Annotated in this window: 18 protein-coding genes; 12 read left to right on the forward strand and 6 right to left on the reverse strand. The window is 68.2% G+C overall.

Features of this window, described 5'->3' with window-relative positions; translation table 11 throughout:
- Positions 1–231 precede the first annotated feature (231 nt).
- Entirely contained in the window at positions 232–1,737 is a 1,506-nt protein-coding gene (locus BZG35_RS03370) for a hypothetical protein (protein WP_077354360.1), read from the forward strand.
- Between the two features lie 79 nt (positions 1,738–1,816).
- The gene (locus tag BZG35_RS03375) at positions 1,817–4,498 is read left to right on the forward strand and encodes a TonB-dependent receptor domain-containing protein (protein WP_077354361.1); all 2,682 of its coding nucleotides are present in this window, start codon (positions 1,817–1,819) and stop codon (positions 4,496–4,498) included.
- Positions 4,499–4,557: 59 nt separating this feature from the next.
- Here the strand turns inward: BZG35_RS03375 and BZG35_RS03380 are convergent, their stop codons facing one another.
- On the reverse strand, positions 4,558–6,225 hold the full coding sequence (locus BZG35_RS03380; protein WP_077354362.1) for an amidohydrolase: 1,668 nt from the start codon (positions 6,223–6,225) through the stop codon (positions 4,558–4,560).
- Positions 6,226–6,330: 105 nt separating this feature from the next.
- Between BZG35_RS03380 and BZG35_RS03385 the strand changes: the two genes are divergently transcribed.
- The 5 genes from BZG35_RS03385 (at position 6,331) to BZG35_RS03405 (ending at position 11,052) form a co-directional block, all read left to right on the forward strand.
- Positions 6,331–6,762, forward strand: a complete 432-nt coding sequence (locus BZG35_RS03385) for a DUF488 family protein (RefSeq protein ID WP_077354363.1) — start codon at positions 6,331–6,333, stop codon at positions 6,760–6,762.
- Between the two features lie 180 nt (positions 6,763–6,942).
- Positions 6,943–7,986, forward strand: a complete 1,044-nt coding sequence (locus BZG35_RS03390) for a DUF2125 domain-containing protein (RefSeq protein WP_077354364.1) — start codon at positions 6,943–6,945, stop codon at positions 7,984–7,986.
- The gene (locus BZG35_RS03395; RefSeq protein ID WP_077354365.1) at positions 7,986–8,693 is read left to right on the forward strand and encodes a hypothetical protein; all 708 of its coding nucleotides are present in this window, start codon (positions 7,986–7,988) and stop codon (positions 8,691–8,693) included. Before BZG35_RS03390 ends, BZG35_RS03395 begins: the two co-directional genes overlap by 1 nt.
- A gap of 9 nt (positions 8,694–8,702) precedes the next feature.
- A complete protein-coding gene (gene hisC, locus BZG35_RS03400; RefSeq protein ID WP_077354366.1) occupies positions 8,703–9,818 on the forward strand; it encodes a histidinol-phosphate transaminase in 1,116 nt (371 codons plus the stop codon).
- Positions 9,819–9,993: 175 nt separating this feature from the next.
- Complete coding sequence (locus BZG35_RS03405) at positions 9,994–11,052, forward strand: ribonucleotide-diphosphate reductase subunit beta (protein WP_077354367.1); 1,059 nt, start codon at positions 9,994–9,996, stop codon at positions 11,050–11,052.
- Positions 11,053–11,152: 100 nt separating this feature from the next.
- Here BZG35_RS03405 and BZG35_RS03410 read toward each other — a convergent pair whose 3' ends face one another.
- The gene (locus tag BZG35_RS03410; protein ID WP_077354368.1) at positions 11,153–11,512 is read right to left on the reverse strand and encodes an endonuclease domain-containing protein; all 360 of its coding nucleotides are present in this window, start codon (positions 11,510–11,512) and stop codon (positions 11,153–11,155) included.
- A gap of 116 nt (positions 11,513–11,628) precedes the next feature.
- On the opposite strand from BZG35_RS03410, the gene BZG35_RS03415 reads away from it, so the two are divergent.
- Positions 11,629–12,645 carry an oxidoreductase gene (locus tag BZG35_RS03415; protein ID WP_077354369.1) on the forward strand — a complete coding sequence of 339 codons (1,017 nt, stop codon included), beginning with the start codon at positions 11,629–11,631 and terminating at the stop codon, positions 12,643–12,645.
- A gap of 7 nt (positions 12,646–12,652) precedes the next feature.
- On the opposite strand, the gene BZG35_RS03420 is transcribed toward BZG35_RS03415, so the two are convergent.
- From BZG35_RS03420 to BZG35_RS03435, 4 genes are all read right to left on the reverse strand, one after another.
- Positions 12,653–13,066 carry an ester cyclase gene (locus tag BZG35_RS03420; RefSeq protein ID WP_077354370.1) on the reverse strand — a complete coding sequence of 138 codons (414 nt, stop codon included), beginning with the start codon at positions 13,064–13,066 and terminating at the stop codon, positions 12,653–12,655.
- 65 nt (positions 13,067–13,131) lie between these two features.
- Entirely contained in the window at positions 13,132–13,902 is a 771-nt protein-coding gene (locus BZG35_RS03425) for a molybdopterin-binding protein (protein WP_077354371.1), read from the reverse strand.
- Positions 13,899–14,684, reverse strand: a complete 786-nt coding sequence (locus BZG35_RS03430) for a cytochrome b/b6 domain-containing protein (RefSeq protein ID WP_077354372.1) — start codon at positions 14,682–14,684, stop codon at positions 13,899–13,901. The genes BZG35_RS03425 and BZG35_RS03430 overlap by 4 nt, the downstream gene beginning before the upstream one ends.
- A gap of 110 nt (positions 14,685–14,794) precedes the next feature.
- A complete protein-coding gene (locus BZG35_RS03435) occupies positions 14,795–15,244 on the reverse strand; it encodes a hypothetical protein (RefSeq protein ID WP_077354373.1) in 450 nt (149 codons plus the stop codon).
- A 145-nt stretch (positions 15,245–15,389) separates the two neighbouring features.
- On the opposite strand from BZG35_RS03435, the gene BZG35_RS03440 reads away from it, so the two are divergent.
- The 4 genes from BZG35_RS03440 (at position 15,390) to BZG35_RS03455 (ending at position 18,523) form a co-directional block, all read left to right on the forward strand.
- On the forward strand, positions 15,390–15,653 hold the full coding sequence (locus BZG35_RS03440) for a hypothetical protein (RefSeq protein WP_077354374.1): 264 nt from the start codon (positions 15,390–15,392) through the stop codon (positions 15,651–15,653).
- A gap of 362 nt (positions 15,654–16,015) precedes the next feature.
- Entirely contained in the window at positions 16,016–17,302 is a 1,287-nt protein-coding gene (locus BZG35_RS03445) for a site-specific integrase (protein ID WP_077354375.1), read from the forward strand.
- Positions 17,299–18,162: a hypothetical protein gene (locus BZG35_RS03450; RefSeq protein WP_077354376.1), complete on the forward strand. Its 864-nt coding sequence runs from the start codon at positions 17,299–17,301 to the stop codon at positions 18,160–18,162. Before BZG35_RS03445 ends, BZG35_RS03450 begins: the two co-directional genes overlap by 4 nt.
- A 124-nt stretch (positions 18,163–18,286) precedes the next feature.
- On the forward strand, positions 18,287–18,523 hold the full coding sequence (locus BZG35_RS03455) for an AlpA family transcriptional regulator (RefSeq protein ID WP_077354377.1): 237 nt from the start codon (positions 18,287–18,289) through the stop codon (positions 18,521–18,523).
- Positions 18,524–18,612: the final 89 nt, after the last annotated feature.

Raw genomic sequence — 18,612 nt, forward strand, 5'->3', positions numbered from 1 at the left:
CGCCCGGGCCTCCGCGCCTTTCGGGGCGCGGGGTCCCACGTCTATGACAGCGGCGAAACACTCGCGCGACACACGGGCGATACTCACTCCGTATTCGGAGCAACTGTAATAATGCGTCGATTTTCTGTCACCGACACATCGCAAACGCGCCTTAAAGCCGCCGTCGGGGTTGCTGGAATTGTGTCGTCCGGACGCGTGGCAACCAGACATTTCAACGCGAGGGACTGCCCGATGCTTCGTCTGACCAAGGTACTGATGGCCGGTACGGCCGTGATGGCGCTGGCCGCCTGTGGATCCGCCGAAGTGGCGTCCCCCGGCGAAGGCGACTTCGGCCAGCCCACCACCCCGACCACCCCGACCACCCCGACCACCCCGACCCCCGGCAACGGCACGCCCGCCGCGGATTGCCCGAGCGGCCTGAGCAACATCGGCCTGGTCGCCGGCGGCACCCTGCGCGCCTGCCAGCTGCCCCCCGTCATCACCGGTAACCTCGGCCTGTCGGTCCGCGCCGGCACCATCTACGCCATCGCCGGCGCCACCCAGGTCGGCGTCGACCGCGGCATCGACGGCGCCGGCGGCGCCCAGGGCATCCTGACGATCGATCCGGGCGTGCGCGTGTTCGCCTCGGGCGGCGGCGACGCGCTGGTCGTCAACCGCGGCTCGCAGCTGTTCGCCGAGGGCACCTCGACCAACCCGATCATCTTCACCAGCCGCCAGAATGTTGAGGGCACCACGACGGACACCTCGCAAGGCCAGTGGGGCGGCATCATCCTGGCCGGCCGCGCGCCCCAGGCGAACTGCCAGCTGACCGCCCCCGTGACCTGCACGGGCACCGTCGAAGGCGGCCTGTCGGTCTCCTACGGCGGCAACACGGCCGGCGACACCTCGGGCCGTCTGCGCTACGTCCAGATCAAATACTCGGGCTTCGAAGTCTCGCCGGGCAACGAACTGCAGGGCCTGACCCTGGCCGGCACCGGTTCGGGCACGACCCTCAGCCACATCCAGGTCTACAACAGCTCGGATGACGGCATCGAGATCTTCGGCGGCACCGCCAACCTGACCTATCTGGTCATCAACGGCGCCGACGACGACGGCCTGGACACCGACACCGGCTGGCGCGGTGGGGCTCAGTTCGGCATCGTCACCCAGCGTGCGACCACCGGCACGGGCGGAAGCCGCGGCTTCGAATGGTCGGCCGCGCCGACCACGACGCCCTACGCCACGCGCTACCTGTCGCAACCGAAGGTCTCGAACTTCACCATCGTCGGCCGCAACGCCGCGGTCGCCGCCGACTCGCTCATCCGTCTGGACTCGGGCACCGACGCGACGATCCTGAACTCGGTGTTCACCAACCCGACGACCTCGGTCTCGGCCTGCCTGGACATCAACAGCGCCGACACCCTGACCAGCACGCCGACCTTCACCTCGGTGTTCTTCGCCTGCTCGACGCCGTATGCGACGGCCGCCGTGGCCGGCACCGCCGCCGCCTTCACCAGCGGAACCAACAACACCGCCGCCGGAACGTCGACCCTGACGGCCCCGACGACGGGCACGACGATCGCCAACCAGTCGCTGGCCTTCATCAACGGTGCCAACGAAACGGCCGTGACCCCGGTCAACGCCAGCACGGTCTACTCGTTCTTCGTGGCGACGCCCTACATCGGCGCCGTCCGCAACGCGGCCGACACCTGGTACCTGGGCTGGACCTGCGGCATCACCGCCGGCCTGACCTGCTGACGACGGAAGCGCGGCGGCCCTTCGGGGTCGCCGCCGGCTTTCGCCATTTCCGTTGAAACCTACCCAAGGCGCGCAGATCATGAAGACGCTATCTTTGACCCTTAGCGGGGTCCTGCTGGCCACCAGCGCGCTGATCGCGCCTGGGCTGGCATACGCTCAGACCGCCCCCGTCCAGCAGACCCCGGCGCAGCAGGCTGAGCCGACCGTGCAGGAGTCGGACGCGGAGCAGGAGTCCACGCTCGACGAGATCGTCGTCCTGGGCCGCTATATTCCCGAGCCCAACCGCGAAAGCTCCGAGGTCGCCGCCTTCGTGACCGCCGAAGACCTGCAGCGCACCGGCGATTCGAACGCCGCCGCCGCCCTGACCCGCGTCACCGGCCTGTCGGTCGTCGAGGGTCGCTTCATCTACGTCCGCGGCCTGGGCGAGCGCTATTCCTCGGCCCTGCTGAACGGCTCGCCCCTGCCCAGCCCCGAACCGCTGCAGCGGGTCGTGCCCCTGGACCTGTTCCCGGCCAACGTTCTGGACAGCGTCACCGTCCAGAAGACCTACTCCGCCAACTTCCCCGGCGAGTTCGGCGGCGGCGTGATCGACCTTCAGACCATCGACGCGCCCAACGATCCCTTCTTCACGATGCAGGTCGAAATCGGCGGCAATACGGAAGCGACGGGCCAGGAGGGTCTGACCTATTTCGGCTCGCGCACCGACTTCCTCGGCTTCGACGACGACACCCGCGACATCCCGGGTGAGCTCGCCCTGGCCTTCCAGTCCGGCAACCAGATCCAGCAGGGCACGGGCGCCTTCACCGATCGCCAGCTGCAACAGATCGGCCGGTCGCTGAACAACGCCCCGCTGCGGCTGCTTCAGCGCGAAGAAAACCCGGTCGACGTGGGCCTCGAGGTTTCCGGCGGCTTCTCCAACGAAACGCCGCTCGGGACGCTCGGCGTCATCGCGGTGGCGGGCTACGACAACAGCTGGCGCATCCGCCAGGGCTTCCAGGAAGCCGGTGGCTTCGACGCCGGCACGCTGATCCCCCTGGACAGCTTCCAGTTCGCCTCGAACCAGAACGACGTCCAGCTGAACCTGCTGGGGGGCCTGTCGCTGTCGGGCGCCGACCATGAGCTGAAGTGGACCAATTTCTACGTCCGCAACACCACCAAGGAGGCCCGCTCGCGGGTCGGACCGGTGTTCGATGCCGGCGGCAACATCCTGCGTGACGATTTCACGGAATGGTTCGTGCGGGAGCTGTTCTCCACCCAGCTGGCCGGCGAGCATGACTTCATGGACGGCGCGCTGGAACTGGACTGGCGCGCGGCCTATGCGACCACCTCGCGCGACGCACCGTACGAGACCCGCTTCAGCTACGCCCAGAACGCCACGGGTGCCTTCGTCCACCGGACGGGCGGCGGCGGCAACCTGATCTCCTTCAGCGAGCTCGACGACGACGTCTATTCGGCGGGCGCGGACGTTCGCTACACCCTGCCCCTGTCCGAGCTGCGCGACGTCACCTTCGCCGGTGGCGTGGCCTTCCTGGACAACAGCCGCGACTCCGAGCGTCGCGACCTGACCTTCACGGGTGGCAACAACCTGACCCAGGACCAGCTGGAATCCCGCGTCGACTACTACACGTCGGACTTCAACATCGGACCGAACGGCCTGGTGCTGCAGGAGATCACCGGTCAGAACGGGGCCGCCGCCTATGACGGCGAGCTGCAGGTCAACGCCGCCTATGTGTCGGTCGAGGCGGAGATCATCCCCCTGGTCACGACGACGGTCGGCGTCCGCTACGAGGAAGCCGAGCAGTCGGTGACGACGCGGGATCTGTTCGGGAACACGGCACCGCTGCTGGCCACGCGTCTGGAGGAAGAATATTTCCTGCCGGCCTTCACCGCGACCTGGAACTTCGCCGAAGACATGCAACTGCGTCTCGGCGCGTCGCAGACCATCGGCCGCCCCCAGTTCCGCGAACTGGCCGCCCAGCCCTATACCGATCCCGAAAGCGACCGGACCTTCAACGGCAACCCGTTCCTGGTCGACACCGAGATCCTGAACCTGGACGCCCGTTACGAGTGGTATTTCGACCGCCAGCAGTTCTTCACCTTCGGCGTCTTCTACAAGGACCTGGACAAGCCGGTGGAGTCCACGATCGTGGCCATCACCAACACCGACAAGCAGCAGTCCTTCCTGAACGCCCCACAGGCGGTGATCTACGGCGCCGAAGTCGAGGCCAAGAAATATTTCGAATGGCCCGACAGCGGAACGTCCTTCATCGCCAACAAGCGCTGGCTGGTCCAGGCCAACTACACCTACTCCAGCTCCGAGGTTAAGGTGGAGTCGGGCGACACCGTGGTCAGCCCCGGCGATACCGTGCCGCAGCCGGCCGACTTCTTCATCGAAGACGGCAGCCGTCTGCAGGGCCAGTCCGAGCACGTCGCCAACCTGCAACTGGGTTGGGAAGACGACACGGCGCGGTCGCAGGCCACGATCATCGTCAACTACGTGTCCGAGCGGATCACCGCCCGCGGCGCCGGCGCCGCCGGCAACCGCGAGCCCGATTTCATCCAGGAGCCGGGCGTCTTCCTCGACTTCGTCTACCGCAAGGACTTCACGGTGGCCGAACGCGACCTCGGCTTCGCCCTGGAACTGCGCAACCTGCTGGGCACCGACTTCGACGAGTATCAGGAGTTCGGCGACAGCAAGATCCGCATCAACAACTACGACCTGGGCTCCAGCGCCTCGGTCAGCCTGACCGCCCGCTTCTAGGGCATCGGGTTCCGACGACGACGAGGGCCGCTCCGGCAACGGGGCGGCCCTTTTTCGTTTCAGTCGGCCGGATGGACGACCCGGCCGTCGACGACGGTCAGGACGGCCCGACCCTTCGGGATCTCGGCCTCCGGCACGGTCATCAGATCGATGTCGAAGGCGGTGAAGTCGGCGCGCTTGCCGACCGCGATCGTGCCCAGGTCGTCCTCCCGGAACGCGGCATAGGCGGGCCACAGGGTGAACATCTTCAGCGCCGTGGCACGGTCGACGGCCTCCTGCGGCCGCCAGTCCGGCCCCTGAACCCCCTCCAGGTCGCGGCGGGCGACGGCGGCGTAGAATTCGATCAGCGGATCGCCGCGCTCGACCGGGGCGTCCGATCCCCCGACCACGACGACGCCGAGGTCGACCAGACTGTGCCAGGCATAGGCCCCGTCCAGCCGCGCGTCGCCGAGCCGGGCCGGGGCGAAGTGGAAGTCGCCGATCGCGTGGCTGGGCTGCATCGAGGCGATGATCGGCAGATCCTGGAACCAGTGGTAGTCCGACGGCCGCAGGATCTGGGCATGCTCGATGCGCAGACGGACGTCCGCGCCGTTCGGGCGCTCGGAGGCCGGCACGGCGTCCAGGGCGCTCGCATACCATTCCGCCACCGAGGCGTTGCCGCGATCGCCGATGGCATGGGTGGCGATCTGGATGCCCGACCGCAGCGCCTGCTGGTACAGCGGCCCGATCTGCTCAGGCGTGATCTGCATCAGGCCGGTCGTCGCGGGCGCGTCCGCATAGGGCTCGAACAGGGCCGCCCCGCGCGACCCCAGGGCCCCGTCGGCATAGAATTTCACCGCCCGCGTGACGATCCGGCCGTTCACGCTTTCGCGCGGGCCGGAGGCGAACAGGGCCTGGGCCCCGTCGGGGGTGACGCTGTTGTAGATCCGCAAGGGGGCCTCTCCGGCCGCGTCCATGGCCTCCAGCAGGGGGATGTCCTTCCACGGCGCGCTCATGAAATGCACGCCGGTCCAGCCATAGCGGGCCTCGACCCGGAAGCCGGCGCGATAGGCCTCGCGCGTCTGTTCGGGATCGGCCTGGGGCATCAGCGGGGCCAGAAGCTGTTCGGCGGCATCGACGAACAGGCCGGTCGGCCGGCCGTCCGCGCCCTTCAGGATCTCGCCGCCGAACGGGGCCTCGGTCGCGGCGGTGATGCCCAGCCGGGTCATGGCGGGGGTCGAGGCGACCATGGCGTGGCCGTCGGAACGGCCCAGCAGGACGATCCGACCGGGGGCGGCCGCGTCCAGGTCGGCGGCGGTCAGGAACCGGGCCCCGTCGGCGCTTTCGGGCCAGCGGGTCTCGATCCAGCCCCGGCCGACGATCACGCCCTCCGGATGCGCCTCGGCCCAGGCCGTCAGCCGCGCCATGGCGTCGACCACCGAGGTCGAGCCCTCCAGGTTCAGCGTCAGTTCGCGCCAGCCGACGCCGTCCAGATGGGCATGGCCGTCGGTGAAGCCGGGAAACAGGGTGGCCCCGTCCAGCTCGATGACCCTCAGCCCCTCGGTCGAGGGCGCGCCCGCGGCGGTGCCGGCATAGGCGATGCGCCCGTCGCGGGCGATGACCACCTCGACCGTCGGCATGGCCTCGACGCCCGTGTGGATGGTGCCGCCGCGGATCAGCAGATCCTGGGCCTGGGCCGGCAGGGCGAGGGCCGCGAGCGCGGCGGCGGTCAGGAACGATCGGAACATACGGCACCCCGGATTGGCTGAAATCGGACATGGAGTTGGACCGGGCGCCGCCGGGCGCGTCAAGGCGGCGCTGGTTTCCGGGCTGTCCGGTCCCATATCGGTGCCATGAAACTGTTCACCATCGGATATGAGGGCGCGACCCAGCCGGAGGTCATCGCCCGGCTGAAGGCGGCGGGGGTCGAGACCCTGGTCGACGTCCGGGCCGTGGCGGCGTCGCGCCGGGCCGGCTTTTCCAAGACCCTGCTGGGCGAGAGCCTGAGGGCCGAGGGCATCGACTACCTGCACCTGCGCGCGCTGGGCACGCCCAAGGCCGGGCGGGAGGCGGCCAAGAAGGGCTATGTCCGCGAGATGCGCGCCATCTTCGCCGACCACCTGGCCGAACCCGCGTCGCAGCTGCAGCTGGCCCAGCTGAAAGCCCTCGCCGGAGAAAAGCGTATCGCCATGCTGTGTTTCGAGGCCGACCACGCCGGCTGTCACCGCGCCGTCCTGGCCGAGCGGCTGGTCGCCGAAGAGGGCTTCGAGGTGGTGAACCTGTAGGGATCGCTCAGGGGGGCGGCTGTCGCCATCCGGCGGTTGCCGTCACGCCCGCGCGGCCCCATATCTGCCCGCCTTCGCGCGCATCCGGGACGAACGATCCGAACGGGTCGGACGGGTCGGACGGTGTTTTCCAGTCGCCTGACCGCCCCGCGTTCCTGACCAGCCGTTGCAAAGGCCCGCATGACCGACGCTCCCCGCCACAAACGTTCCGGCCTGTTCGCGCCGATCGGCCTGTTCCTGATCGTGCTGATCGCCTGGTCCGTCTGGTGGTTCTATCTGGCCGGCCAGGTGCGGGATCGGCTGGAGCTGCAGGTCCAGGCCATGCGGGGCGCGGGCTGGACCGTGGCCTACAGCGGCCTGGGCACTTCGGGCTGGCCGTTCCGGGTCCGGCTGGGGGCCGAGAACGTCGCTGTGACCGCCCCGTCGGGCCATGCTCTGGCCGCGCCGGATCTGGCGGCGGAGGCCAATGCCTGGAACCCGGACAAATGGGTCATCGTCGCCGATGACGGCCTGGTCCTGACCCGGGCGGGCAAGGGCAAGGTGGCCATCGGCGGACCGGCCATCCGCGCCAGCGTCCACGGCCTGACCCAGCGCTGGCCCAATGTCGCGGTCGAACTGGCCCAGCCGGTCTTCACCGTGCACCGGGGGGCCGAGCCCTTCCCGATCTCCCGGGCCGAACGCATCGAACTGTATCTTCGCCCCCATCTGGCCCCCTCGACCACGCCCGGGGCCGAGAACAGCGTCGACGTCCTGTTCCGCCTGATCGACGGCGAGGGCCGCCCCGGCGGCCCGGTCGAGGGCATGGCGCGGAACGGCAAGCTGACGGCCCAGATCGAGACCGTGGTCGAGGGCGCCGACCGTCTGCAGGGGGCTGACGCCGCCGGGATCTTCTCGGCCTGGACCCGCGCGGGCGGCCGCTTCACCGCCGTCCGGGGCGAACTGTCGGCCGGAGACAGCCGCGCGACCCTGTCCAGCGACGTCCTGTCCGCCACGCCCGACGGCCGGCTGCAGGGCACGGTGGCGCTGCAGGCGGTGCGACCGATGGCGGCCATCGCCGGCCTGGCCGGCTCGGGCTCGGGCGCGGTCAACCGGGCGGGCGCCGCGGGGGCCAGCGCCGCCGCCGCCGTCCAGGGTGATGACGACGTGACCCTGTCGCTGGTCTTCCGCGACGGCCGCACCTTCCTGGGCCCCTTCGCCCTGGCCCCGGCCCCCAAGCTGTTCTGATGGCCAGAAAGCACGGCGCCCTGCTGGAGGAGCCCCGGGTCGACACCGACCGGCTGAAGCTGGACCAGGCCCTGATCGAGGCCCTGACCGCCCGGCTGGCGGCGGGGTCGGAGGCCTCGCCCGACGCCTCGACCCTGGCCCTGCGCGCCCTGCTGGCCGAGGCCGACGACGTCCATCAGGCCGCCATGCTGCGCGCCCTATGGGGACGGATCGAGGGCCACACCGGCGTATCGCTTGTGGTCGCGGGCCCGGCGGCCCAGCTGCTGGCCGCCGACCGTTTCGGCCTGTCGGCCCGCGCCGTCGCCGATGCGGACGCCGCCCTGGCCCAGGCCGCCGCCGGGGCCCACGCCCTGATCGACGTGGCGACGGCCCGTCCCTGGTGGGGCCGGCTGCTGGCCCGGCCCGAACTGCGGGTCATCGCCGCCCTGCCGGACGACCGGCACGGGATCCCCGCCGCGCTCAGGATCGCCGCCGCTCCGACGGGCCCGACGGGTGACGACCGCACCTTCTGGGTCACCGATGCGCGGCTGGCCGACACGCGGATCGTCGAAGCCCTGGCGGCCTGCGGCTTCGTCGCCCGGCCGCTCGCCTCGGCGGGCGGCTTGAAGCTGTTCATGCTGGCGGGCTATGTGCAGGCCGAAGACGGGCGGCTCTCGGCAGCCCCCGGCGCCCTGAAGGGCGTGATCGGCGCCGCCCCCCTGTTCTGAGATGCCCGCATGACCGACGTCACGACCGCGCCCGCCTCGACCGGCCCCGCTCCCAAGCCCGGCATCCTCGACATCGCCCCCTATGTCGGCGGCAAGTCGGTCCTGGCCGGCATCGCCGAGCCGATGAAACTGTCGTCGAACGAGAATGCCCTGGGGGCCGGTCCGATGGCGCGGGCGGCCTATGAGGCGGCGCTCAAGTCTATTCATCTGTACCCGGACGGTCGCGCCGGCAAGCTGCGCACCGCCGTCGCGGATCACCACGGGCTGGAGCCCGAGCGGCTGATCTTCGGCAACGGCTCGGACGAGGTCTTCGCCCTGCTGAACCAGACCTATCTTTCGCCCGGCGATAATATCGTCACCGGCGAATACGGCTTCCTGGCCTACCGGATCAGCGCCCTGGGCTGCGAGGCCCAGGTGAAGCTGGCCCCCGAGCCGGGCTATAAGGCCGAGGTCGACGCCCTGCTGGCCCAGGTCGATGACCGGACGAAGATCGTCTACGTCTCCAACCCCTCCAACCCGACCGGCAGCTACAACACGGGTGAGGAAATCCGCCGCCTGCACGAGGCCCTGCCGGCCCGCATCATCCTGGTCGTCGACGAGGCCTATGCCGAGTTCGTGGTCGAGTCCGACTGGGAGACGGCGATGCCGCTGGCCCGCGAGGCGTCGAACGTCGTCGTCACGCGCACCTTCTCCAAGATCCACGGGCTGGGCGGCCTGCGCGTCGGCTTCGGCTATGCGCCCTTGTCGGTGGCTGAGGCGATTGACCGCATCCGCCTGCCGTTCAACGTCTCGGTCCCGGGCCTGGAGGCCGCCACGGCCGCCATCGCCGACACGGGCCACCAGACCGCTTCGCGCGAGCTGGTCCAGACCTGGCGGCCGCGCCTGACCCAGGCCATCCGTGGCTTCGGGTTCGAGGTCCTGCCTTCGGCCGGCAACTTCATCCTGGTGCTGTTCAAGGACCCCAAACGCACCGCGGCCGCCGCCAATGACTATCTGAATTCCAAGGGAATCATCGTCCGCGCCGTGGGCGGCTACGGCATCCCCGACGGCCTGCGCATCACCGTCGGCACCGAGGACCAGAACCGCGCCGTCATCGACGCCCTGAGCGAGTTCGCGGCGACGTAAATCCGGGCGGGCATCGCTGAATACGGAGGGCTGCACGAAACGCTCCCCTGTTGGACACAAGATGTTGAGGCTGGGGATCATTAATCATCTACCGGTAGCTTTCTCATCGGTTTTGGGGTTGGATGCCGGTCGAACAGCCTGAGTCCTCCCCGTCGCCTCCAGTCCGGTCATCGCCATGAACGCCCACGTCACGATCAAGCCCGCCCCCGGCCTGCAACGGCCCGGCCTGCTGACCCCCTCGGCGGCCTACAAGCCGTTCCGCTATCCGTGGGCGTTCGACATGTGGAAGACCCAGCAGCAGGTCCACTGGATGCCGGAAGAGGTGCCGCTGGGCGAGGACTGCAAGGACTGGGCGGCGAACCTGAACGACAAGGAGCGCAACCTGCTGACGCAGATCTTCCGTTTCTTCACCCAGTCGGACATCGAGGTCGCCGACAACTACATGGAAAAATACGGCCGGGTGTTCAAACCGACCGAGGTGAAGATGATGCTCTCATCCTTCGCCAACATGGAGACCATCCACATCGCGGCCTATGCCCTGCTGCTGGAAACCATCGGCATGCCCGAGAGCGAGTTCGGGGCCTTCATGGAATACGAGGCCATGCGGGACAAGCACAACTACATGGGCCAGTTCGGGGTGGACACCGACGCCGACATCGCCCGGACCCTGGCCATGTTCGGTGGCTTCACCGAGGGGCTGCAGCTGTTCGCAAGTTTCGCGATGCTGATGAATTTCCCGCGCCAGAACAAGATGAAGGGTATGGGCCAGATCGTCAGCTGGTCGGTGCGCGACGAGAGCCTGCACTGCGACGGCATCATCAAACTGTACCATGCCTTCAACAAGGAGACGGGCTGCGTCACGCCGTCGGTGGCTGATGACATCGTCGAATGCTGCCGCACCGTGGTGGGTCTGGAAGACAAGTTCATCGACCTGGCCTTCGAGGCCGGCGAGGTGAACGGCATGACGCCCGAGGACATCAAGCAATACATCCGCTTCATCGCCGACTGGCGTCTGCGCCAGCTGAAGCTGCCCGAACTGTACGGCATCAGGGAAAACCCCCTGCCGTGGCTGCAGTCGCTGCTGTCGGGCGTCGAACACGCCAACTTCTTCGAGGCCCGCGCCACCGAATACTCCAAGGCCGCCACCACCGGCGCCTGGCAGGGCCCGGACGGCGTCTGGGGCGAGTTCGACAAGATGATGGCCCGCCGCGACATGAGCATGGTCGCGGGCTGAGTTTGAGCCTCTCCTCCCCGTCGCGTAGCGATGGGGAGGTGGCGCGGCGCGCTTGCGCCGTGACGGAGGGGGCGACCGGGTGTCGGAAGCAGGCCCCTCATCACCCCCGCAACCTCGCCTCCGCCTCCCGCCATATGAACTCCAGCACCCCATCCAACTCGTCCTTCACCGCCCGGGCGGTAATTCGAATGACGCGGATCGCCCTGCCGCCCAGCCAGACCGTTCGTCTTTCGTCGTGGGCGGCCCGCTCGTCGGTCGCGTGCGACGCCCCGTCCACCTCCACGGCCAGCTTCGCCGCCGCGCAGTAGAAGTCGAGGATATAGGGTCCGATCGGATGCTGTTTGCGAAAGCCCAGGCCCCCCAGTCTGTTGCCCTTGAGGCGGATCCACAGCCTGGCCTCGGGCGGGGTGAGCCTGCGCCTGAAACTGCGCGCGCGTTCGTAGCTTTTCCCGTCCGCCACCCGGTCGCCCCCTCCGTCACGGCCCTGAAGGAGGGCCGCGCCACCTCCCCATTCCTTCGGAACGGGGAGGAGAAGCTTAACATTTGTTCCGAGTTTGTTCCAGGGGACTCCCTGACATGACCAACGTCGCCCTCGTCGGCTTCGGCTTCGCCGGCCAGACCTTCCATGCGCCGCTGATCGCGGCCTGCGCCGATCTGAGGCTGCACACGGTGGTGACCTCGCAGCCTCAGCGGCTCGCCGACGCCTGGCCCGAGGCCCGGGCCGTGCCCGACCTCGAGACCGCGCTCGCCGATCCGGCGATTGATCTCGTCGTCCTCGCCACCCCCGATCCCCTCCACGCCGCCCAGGCCGAACAGGCGCTGAACGCGGGCAAGGCGGTGGTGGTCGACAAGCCCTTCGCCCTGACCCTGGCCGACGCCCGTCGCGTCGTCGATCTGGCGACGGACAAGGGCCTGCTGCTGTCGGTGTTCCACAACCGCCGCTGGGACGCAGACTTCCTCGCCGTCCAGGCCGAGATCGCCTCGGGGCGGCTGGGTCGGGTCGTGACGTTCGAAAGCCGGTTCGACCGTTTCCGCCCCCAGGTCCGCGACCGCTGGCGCGAGGCCGAGGGGGCCGGGGTCTGGTTCGACCTGGGGCCGCATTTGATCGACCAGGCCCTGATCCTGTTCGGCCGGCCGCTGGGCGTCACCCTTGATCTGGCCATTCAGCGCGACGGCGGCCGCAGCCCCGACTGGGCCCATGCCGTGCTGCGCTATGAGGACGTCCGCGTGGTCCTCAACGCGGCCATGACGGTCGCGGCCTCCGACGTCCGGTTCGCGGTCCACGGGACCCGAGCCAGCCTGATGTCTTCGGGCCTCGACCCGCAGGAGGACCAGCTGAAGGCCGGGATGCCGGTCGGCGCGCCCGGCTGGGGCGTCGATCCCTCGCCCTTGATCCGGGTCGAGGGCGACACCGGAGCCCGCATCGCCCTCGACGGCCCGGCCGGCGACTATCCAGCCTTCTATGCCGGCATCGCGGCGGCCCTGCGCGGCGAGGGGCCCAATCCGGTCCCGCCCGAACAGGCCCTGACCGTGATGGAGGTGATCGAGGCGGGTTTGGCCAGCGCGGCCCAGCGCCGCGAATTCCTGCTCTGACGAGGGGTCAGGCCGGGGCGACACCCAGCTGTTTCAGGATACCGAGCTCGTCGGAGCTGCCCCAGCGTTCGACCATCTTGCCGTCCTCGAACCGGCCGATCTGCATGCCGCGCACCTTGATCGGCTTGCCGGTCGCGGCCAGCCCGTTGAAATCGCCGTCGTGGGTCCCGGTGATCTCATAGGCGAAGGCGACTTGATCGCCGTCGGCCACCAGGGTCTGGGGCTCGACCTTCAGATCGGGGAAGGCCGTACGCATCCCGGTGAAGAAGGTCTTGAACCCCTCCGGGCCCCGCCCCTGATCGGGTGCCGGGTCGTTGTCGACACAACCCTCGGCCACGACCTCGGGGAAGGCGTCGAGATCACCGGTGTTGACGATCTCGCCAAAGCGCTTGGTCGCCGCGATGTTGGGGCTGTCGGTCATCGGCTGTCTCCGGTCGTCATGAGTGACGTCAACCCCCCGGGTGTCGGATCGTTCACCGATCGGCATCAGATCCCTGCGTACCATTCATAGCCGCGGTCTTCCCAGTAGCCGCCCTTGCCGCCCTGGATGGCGTCGAAGCTTTCCACCGCCTCGATCCGGCGGATGTATTTGGCGTGTTTGTAGCCCAACTGCCGCTCGACCCTGAGCCGCAGCGGGGCCCCGTGCGGCACCGGCAGGGTCTCGCCGTTCATGGCGTAGGCCAGGATGGTCTGGGGGTGGCGGGCATCGATCAGGTCGATGCTCTCGTAATAGCGTGGCCCGTCCTCGGTCTGGGTCAGGGCGTCGAAACAGTGGAAGACGATGTATCTGGCCTCGGGCTTGAGGCCGGCCTCGTCCAACAGGCTCTCCAGCCGCACCCCGGTCCACTGGCCGATGGCGGTCCAGCCCTCGACGCAGTCGTGCTTGGTGATCTGGGTCCGACTGGGGCGTTCCCGCAGCTCGGCCAGCGACAGGCTCAGCGGCCGCTCGACCAGGCCACCGATCTCCAGCCGATAGTCGGCGAAGCCGCCGTCGCGCAGAGCGACATAGGCGGCCGCCGCCGGGGAGATGGAGCCGTTGGGCTTGAAGTCGGGGCTGATCTCGCTGACCGAATATTCCGGGGCCAGGGCCTCGCGGGGGATCAGCAGCCGCTGGGTGCGCCGCGTCAGGGCCTCGGCCGAGACCTTCAGCCGCTCGCTGAACGAGACGCCGCGCTCGCAGGCGGCCAGGGCCAGCACGCCGACGCCGGCCAGGGCCCGCCCCAGCCAGGTCCGCCGGTTCAGTCCAGAGACGCTCATTTCGGCTCTCCCTCATGCGGGGTGGACGGCTCCAGGACGAACCAGCCGGTGATCATCGCTCGCATGTTGTTGAACAGCCCCGTCCAGACCACCAGGAAGACGTGGATGAGGATGAAGCCCACGATCAGACCGGCCGAGATGAAATGCAGCGTCCGCGCCGACTGCCGTCCACCCATCAGTTCCAGCAGGACTCCGCCCACCGCGTTGAAGCCCGGCGACATCGACAGGCCGGTGATCAGCATCATCGGCAGGACGAACAGGATGATCGCCACATAGGTCAGCTTCTGGATGACGTTGTAGGTCCGGGCCTTCTCGTCCTTGGGGAAGTGGAAACGGGCGTGTTCCTTCACCGAGTCCCAGGTGCCGCGGAGCTCGGCGCCCGTCGGCCACAGCCGTCGCCCGAAACGCCGGCTGGCGAACCCGTAGGCCAGATAGATCAGGCCGTTGATGACGAAGACCCAGGCGAAGAAGAAATGCCAGTGCCGCGCCTCGGCCAGATTGCGTCCCTGGGGGATCAGCAGCCAGTTCGGGATCGTTCCGATGCTCAACCACGGATCGGCGAAGGTCGACCGCACGCCCCAGTACAGATGCGGATGCGCCAGCAGGATGTTGGCCCCGCTCATCAGCAGGATCACGATAGCGGCGACATTGACCCAGTGGGTGAGCCGGACCACCGCGGGGTGACGCCAGGTGTCGAGGCGCCCTCCGGGCAGGGGGCGGTCGGCAGGGTCCGGCGCAGAGCGGCGCTCGGCGGGATGTCCGTCCAGCGTTCCTTCGGTCATCGACCCCTCCCTCGGCGCGCGCGACGGTCTCACAGGACCGGCCATTCGGCAAACCGCTTGCGTCCGCTTACGCGGTCGGCGGCCGCGGCGTTACATCCTCAGGACCGACTTCAGCGCGGACAGCGACTGCGATCGCCCGCCCGACAGGCCAGAAGGTCGGCGGCATAGCGGCCGCGGGCCTCCTCGGCGCGATCTTTCGCGACCTCCCACTCCCGCGCGGCCTCTTCATAGGCCAGCCGGTCCCGTGTGGCCTGGTCGACGACGACCTGGTAGCGGGCGCGTTCCTGTTCATAGGCCTCGAGGTCCGCACGATCCTGGTTTTCGGCCAGCTGGTTGCGCGCGACGATCTCATCGTTCAGGGCGCGGGTGACGCGCGCCTCGGCCGCATCCGGCGCGGCGCTCGCGACCCGGGGCTCAACGCCTTCGTCGCCGACCGTGGCCGCCGGGGGCAACAGCCGGGCGACCGGGTCCGGGGTCTGGAGATCGGTCGTCTGCGCCAGGCTGGCCATGGGCCACAGCAGAGCCAGCGCCAGGATCGTCGCCTTGAAGGGATGCGTCATCCTCGTCTCCCGCTGAACCCGCCTGATCGAACACTCCGACCTCCGGACCCTATCAAGCCCCGGGGTCCTCGACCATCGCCGTTCTGACCGCGCCGGCGTCGCCGGTGGCTTGTGCCGCCGGCATCTTGCCGTAAGGATAGGAGCCATGATGCTGTCCACGACATCGGGATCCTTTCCCATCCCCGCCTCTGTGGCGAGCAAGCTGCCGCAGGTGCCGCCGATTCCGAGCCCGGGCTCGCCCGATTATGCGGCCCAGGCCAAAAGCTTTAACGAATGGCTGGACGAGTCTCCGGCCCACACCATCGACTTCGAGCGCTTGCGGCGCTGGCATCTGGTCCAAGACGAACTGGCGGCCAAGGCCGTGGCGGACGGCCAGGACTATCTCGTCACCGACGACGGCCTGGAGTGACTGACGCCCACCCGTGACGCTGCGTCGATCCTGGGCCGCCCGTGGCCGGGGAGGGGACACGGCCTCCATGGGAACCGAGGCGCAGACGCAGCCCGGATCCGATGGGCCTGAGGGTCCGCGCCGGCTGAGTCTGGAAGGGACGTGGCGCACCCGAGAGGATTCGAACCTCTGACCCCTGCCTTCGGAGGGCGTTTAGGCCGGGCCCGCCGTCACAGGCTTTCCGGGCTGTAACCCAGTCGTGGCGGCGTTTTGGCCTTCCGTCTCGTGCGCCAGTGTTCTACTCTTGTTCATGGGTGTCACCTTCGCGGTGATGACCATGTGATGACCACGGGCTCTCCGGACGGTCGGCATAGGAGGGCGGAATGGCAGACGAGATCGGACGGTCGGCGCGGATTACCAAGCGGGTCGTGGATGCTGCGAAGCCCCAGGCCGACCGCTTCACCGTCTGGGATAGTGAGATGAAAGGGTTCGGGCTCCGCGTCTCGCCGCAGGGCACGAAGACCTATGTCGCCCGGTACCGCGTCGGCGGCGGCCGGACCGGGACGCTTCGCCAGCTGGTCATCGGCCGGCATGGGGTGATCACCGCCGACGAGGCCCGCGACGAAGCCCGGAAAGCTTTGGCTTCGGCGACGAAGGGGGCAGACCCCCAGGCCGACCGCGCCAAGGTGCGGGCCGATATCACTGTGTCTGATCTCTGCGACCTGTACTTGAAGCAGGGGGTCGCGATGAAAAAGCCCTCGACCATTGCCACGGACAAGGGGCGCATAGAGCGCCACATCAAACCCATCCTGGGCAGCAAACGGGTCAATGCCGTCACTCTCGCCGACGTCGAGCGCTGGATGCAGGACGTCGCGACCGGCCGGACAGCGTCGAAGGTGAAACCCTCGCTGGCTCAGGTGAAGGCCGGCCAGGCCCCCAAGGACGCCGAGCGCCGCCGTCTGAAAGACCCCATGGCGAAGGGCGGCAAGGGCACGGCCACGCGGACGGCCGGGCTCCTGGGCGGCATCTTCGAGTTCGCGATCAAACAGAAGATCCGGCCCGACAACCCGGTGCGCGGCCTTCAACGATATCGCGACAGGAAGATGGAGCGCTTCCTTTCGCCGACCGAGCTTGCTGCGCTGGGCGAGGCCATGGCCGCGTCAGACGCTGCCGGCGGGAATCAGTCGGCCACCAGGATCCTGCGCCTCCTGGCCCTTACCGGCGCACGTCGCGGCGAGATCGAGCAGCTGAAATGGTCTGAGGTCGACGCCGATTTCGGCTGCCTTCGCCTGGAGGACAGCAAGACCGGCCAGAAAATCGTCCCGATCGGCCGAGTGGCTTTGGAGGTGATCGAGGCCGCGAGGAAGGTGAAGGGCAGCCCCTATGTCTTCCCATCCGCCACAGACCTGCTGAAGCCGTTCGGCCAGCTTCAGAAGACCTGGCGCATCGTGCGGAAGACCGCGGATCTTGATGACTTGCGAATCCATGATCTGCGGCATTCTTTCGCCAGCAGCGGGGTCGCCTCCGGACAGGGGCTGGTCGTGCTGGGCAAGCTCCTAGGCCACGCCGACGTCAAGACGACCGCCCGCTATGCGCACCTTGCCGACGATCCGGTGCGAGCGGCAGCGGATAGCATTTCAGCGCACATTGCAAAGGCCCTGGAGCAATGACGAAGCCCACGCTTTCGGTCGTTTCCAACGAGGTCGAGGTCGTGTTGAACGAAACCCATGATCCTCGGCTCGCGGGGTGGCGGCAGAGCACCCGCCTTTGGTGCCGGGCCGATCATCAGATCGTTGTCGACGAAATCGTGGAAGGCCGCTCCGGCGGAGTGATCGATGAAACGCATTATCTCCGCGTCGGTATCTCGACCCACCTAGCAGGACGTGAGCCGGACCCTTTCCCGTATCCGCTCTATTTTCGTCGAGCGGACGATACGGGCCGGTCCTCGCTGGCGTGGTTTGATCAAGCAGCATTCGAGAAAGCCGGTGCAGCTGATCTTGTAGGGCTACTTGGGCATATCGAGGCCTTGCAGCGTGCCTCTGGCCTTGGAGCCGTCGACACTCTGCTTCTAGCCCGGTTGGGCCTCGCGCGGATGCTGGCCGAGATACCAGACGGGCCGCATGGCGCACCGGAGCGAGACGTTAAGCAGGTGGCAGATTGGGCATACCAGCTGGGCTATCTGGCCGCTTTAGACGATGCCAAGGCGCGCGGCGTCGAACATCTTGCCCAGCGCGGCGTGGGCAATGAAAAGTCCCTCGCCAGTGCTACGGAGGCGAAGCGCGCGAAAGCGCGAGCGGACAACCTTCCGCTTACAACTCTGGCACGCCAGATTGCGGCATTAGACAGGAACATGTCGCTCAGCGCCTGCGCCAGGGAAGTTGCCCGTCACATCCAGCTGGAGCCTACTCTGAAAGCTTTTAGTCGCCGCGATCTCCCAGACATTCGCCAGGCGATCCTGGCCGCCGAACCTCCCATCTTCATGAAGGCCCAAGGTCAGTATCGCCCCATAGCCGGGGGCGACCGACGTTAGCCCCGTGGCGACCGACGGAAGGGGGGTAGTAGCCGTCGGTCGCCACGTCCCCTGAGGATCGTCGTTCGCCATCGATGCACTCAGAGACCCACCGGAATGAGCCGGTGCCTCTGGGAACAAGCAGATGCAGACGCAGACGATCGCGACGGGCCGCGCGGCGATTCAGAGCCACGACCGTTACATCGATGACCGCGAGGCAGCCGACATGCTCGGCCTCTCTCGCGCCTATCTGAGAAACCTCCGCGTTTCGGGCGGCGGCTGCCGCTTCTCGAAGTTCGGCAGGGCTGTCCGCTACCGGGTCGGGGATCTGGTGACCTGGGCCAATGACAACGCCGTCAGCTCGACCAGCGAGGCGGCATAATGGGCCGCTTCAATCGGGCCCCACCCATGAAAAACCCCGGTGCGCGGGCAGGCGCAACCGGGGTCCATCACGGTTTAGACGGGCAATCA

Source organism: Brevundimonas sp. LM2, from assembly GCF_002002865.1.
In the GTDB taxonomy this organism is placed as follows: domain Bacteria; phylum Pseudomonadota; class Alphaproteobacteria; order Caulobacterales; family Caulobacteraceae; genus Brevundimonas.

Bases quoted from the DNA above. Each gene is read 5' to 3' on its own strand.
- BZG35_RS03370 (WP_077354360.1), top strand. From the start codon at position 232: ATGCTTCGTCTGACCAAGGTACTGATGGCCGGTACGGCCGTGATGGCG.
- BZG35_RS03375 (WP_077354361.1), top strand. From the start codon at position 1,817: ATGAAGACGCTATCTTTGACCCTTAGCGGGGTCCTGCTGGCCACCAGC.
- BZG35_RS03380 (WP_077354362.1), bottom strand. From the start codon at position 6,225: ATGTTCCGATCGTTCCTGACCGCCGCCGCGCTCGCGGCCCTCGCCCTG.
- BZG35_RS03385 (WP_077354363.1), top strand. From the start codon at position 6,331: ATGAAACTGTTCACCATCGGATATGAGGGCGCGACCCAGCCGGAGGTC.
- BZG35_RS03390 (WP_077354364.1), top strand. From the start codon at position 6,943: ATGACCGACGCTCCCCGCCACAAACGTTCCGGCCTGTTCGCGCCGATC.
- BZG35_RS03395 (WP_077354365.1), top strand. From the start codon at position 7,986: ATGGCCAGAAAGCACGGCGCCCTGCTGGAGGAGCCCCGGGTCGACACC.
- hisC (WP_077354366.1), top strand. From the start codon at position 8,703: ATGACCGACGTCACGACCGCGCCCGCCTCGACCGGCCCCGCTCCCAAG.
- BZG35_RS03405 (WP_077354367.1), top strand. From the start codon at position 9,994: ATGAACGCCCACGTCACGATCAAGCCCGCCCCCGGCCTGCAACGGCCC.
- BZG35_RS03415 (WP_077354369.1), top strand. From the start codon at position 11,629: ATGACCAACGTCGCCCTCGTCGGCTTCGGCTTCGCCGGCCAGACCTTC.
- BZG35_RS03420 (WP_077354370.1), bottom strand. From the start codon at position 13,066: ATGACCGACAGCCCCAACATCGCGGCGACCAAGCGCTTTGGCGAGATC.
- BZG35_RS03425 (WP_077354371.1), bottom strand. From the start codon at position 13,902: ATGAGCGTCTCTGGACTGAACCGGCGGACCTGGCTGGGGCGGGCCCTG.
- BZG35_RS03430 (WP_077354372.1), bottom strand. From the start codon at position 14,684: ATGACCGAAGGAACGCTGGACGGACATCCCGCCGAGCGCCGCTCTGCG.
- BZG35_RS03435 (WP_077354373.1), bottom strand. From the start codon at position 15,244: ATGACGCATCCCTTCAAGGCGACGATCCTGGCGCTGGCTCTGCTGTGG.
- BZG35_RS03440 (WP_077354374.1), top strand. From the start codon at position 15,390: ATGATGCTGTCCACGACATCGGGATCCTTTCCCATCCCCGCCTCTGTG.
- BZG35_RS03445 (WP_077354375.1), top strand. From the start codon at position 16,016: ATGGCAGACGAGATCGGACGGTCGGCGCGGATTACCAAGCGGGTCGTG.
- BZG35_RS03450 (WP_077354376.1), top strand. From the start codon at position 17,299: ATGACGAAGCCCACGCTTTCGGTCGTTTCCAACGAGGTCGAGGTCGTG.
- BZG35_RS03455 (WP_077354377.1), top strand. From the start codon at position 18,287: ATGCAGACGCAGACGATCGCGACGGGCCGCGCGGCGATTCAGAGCCAC.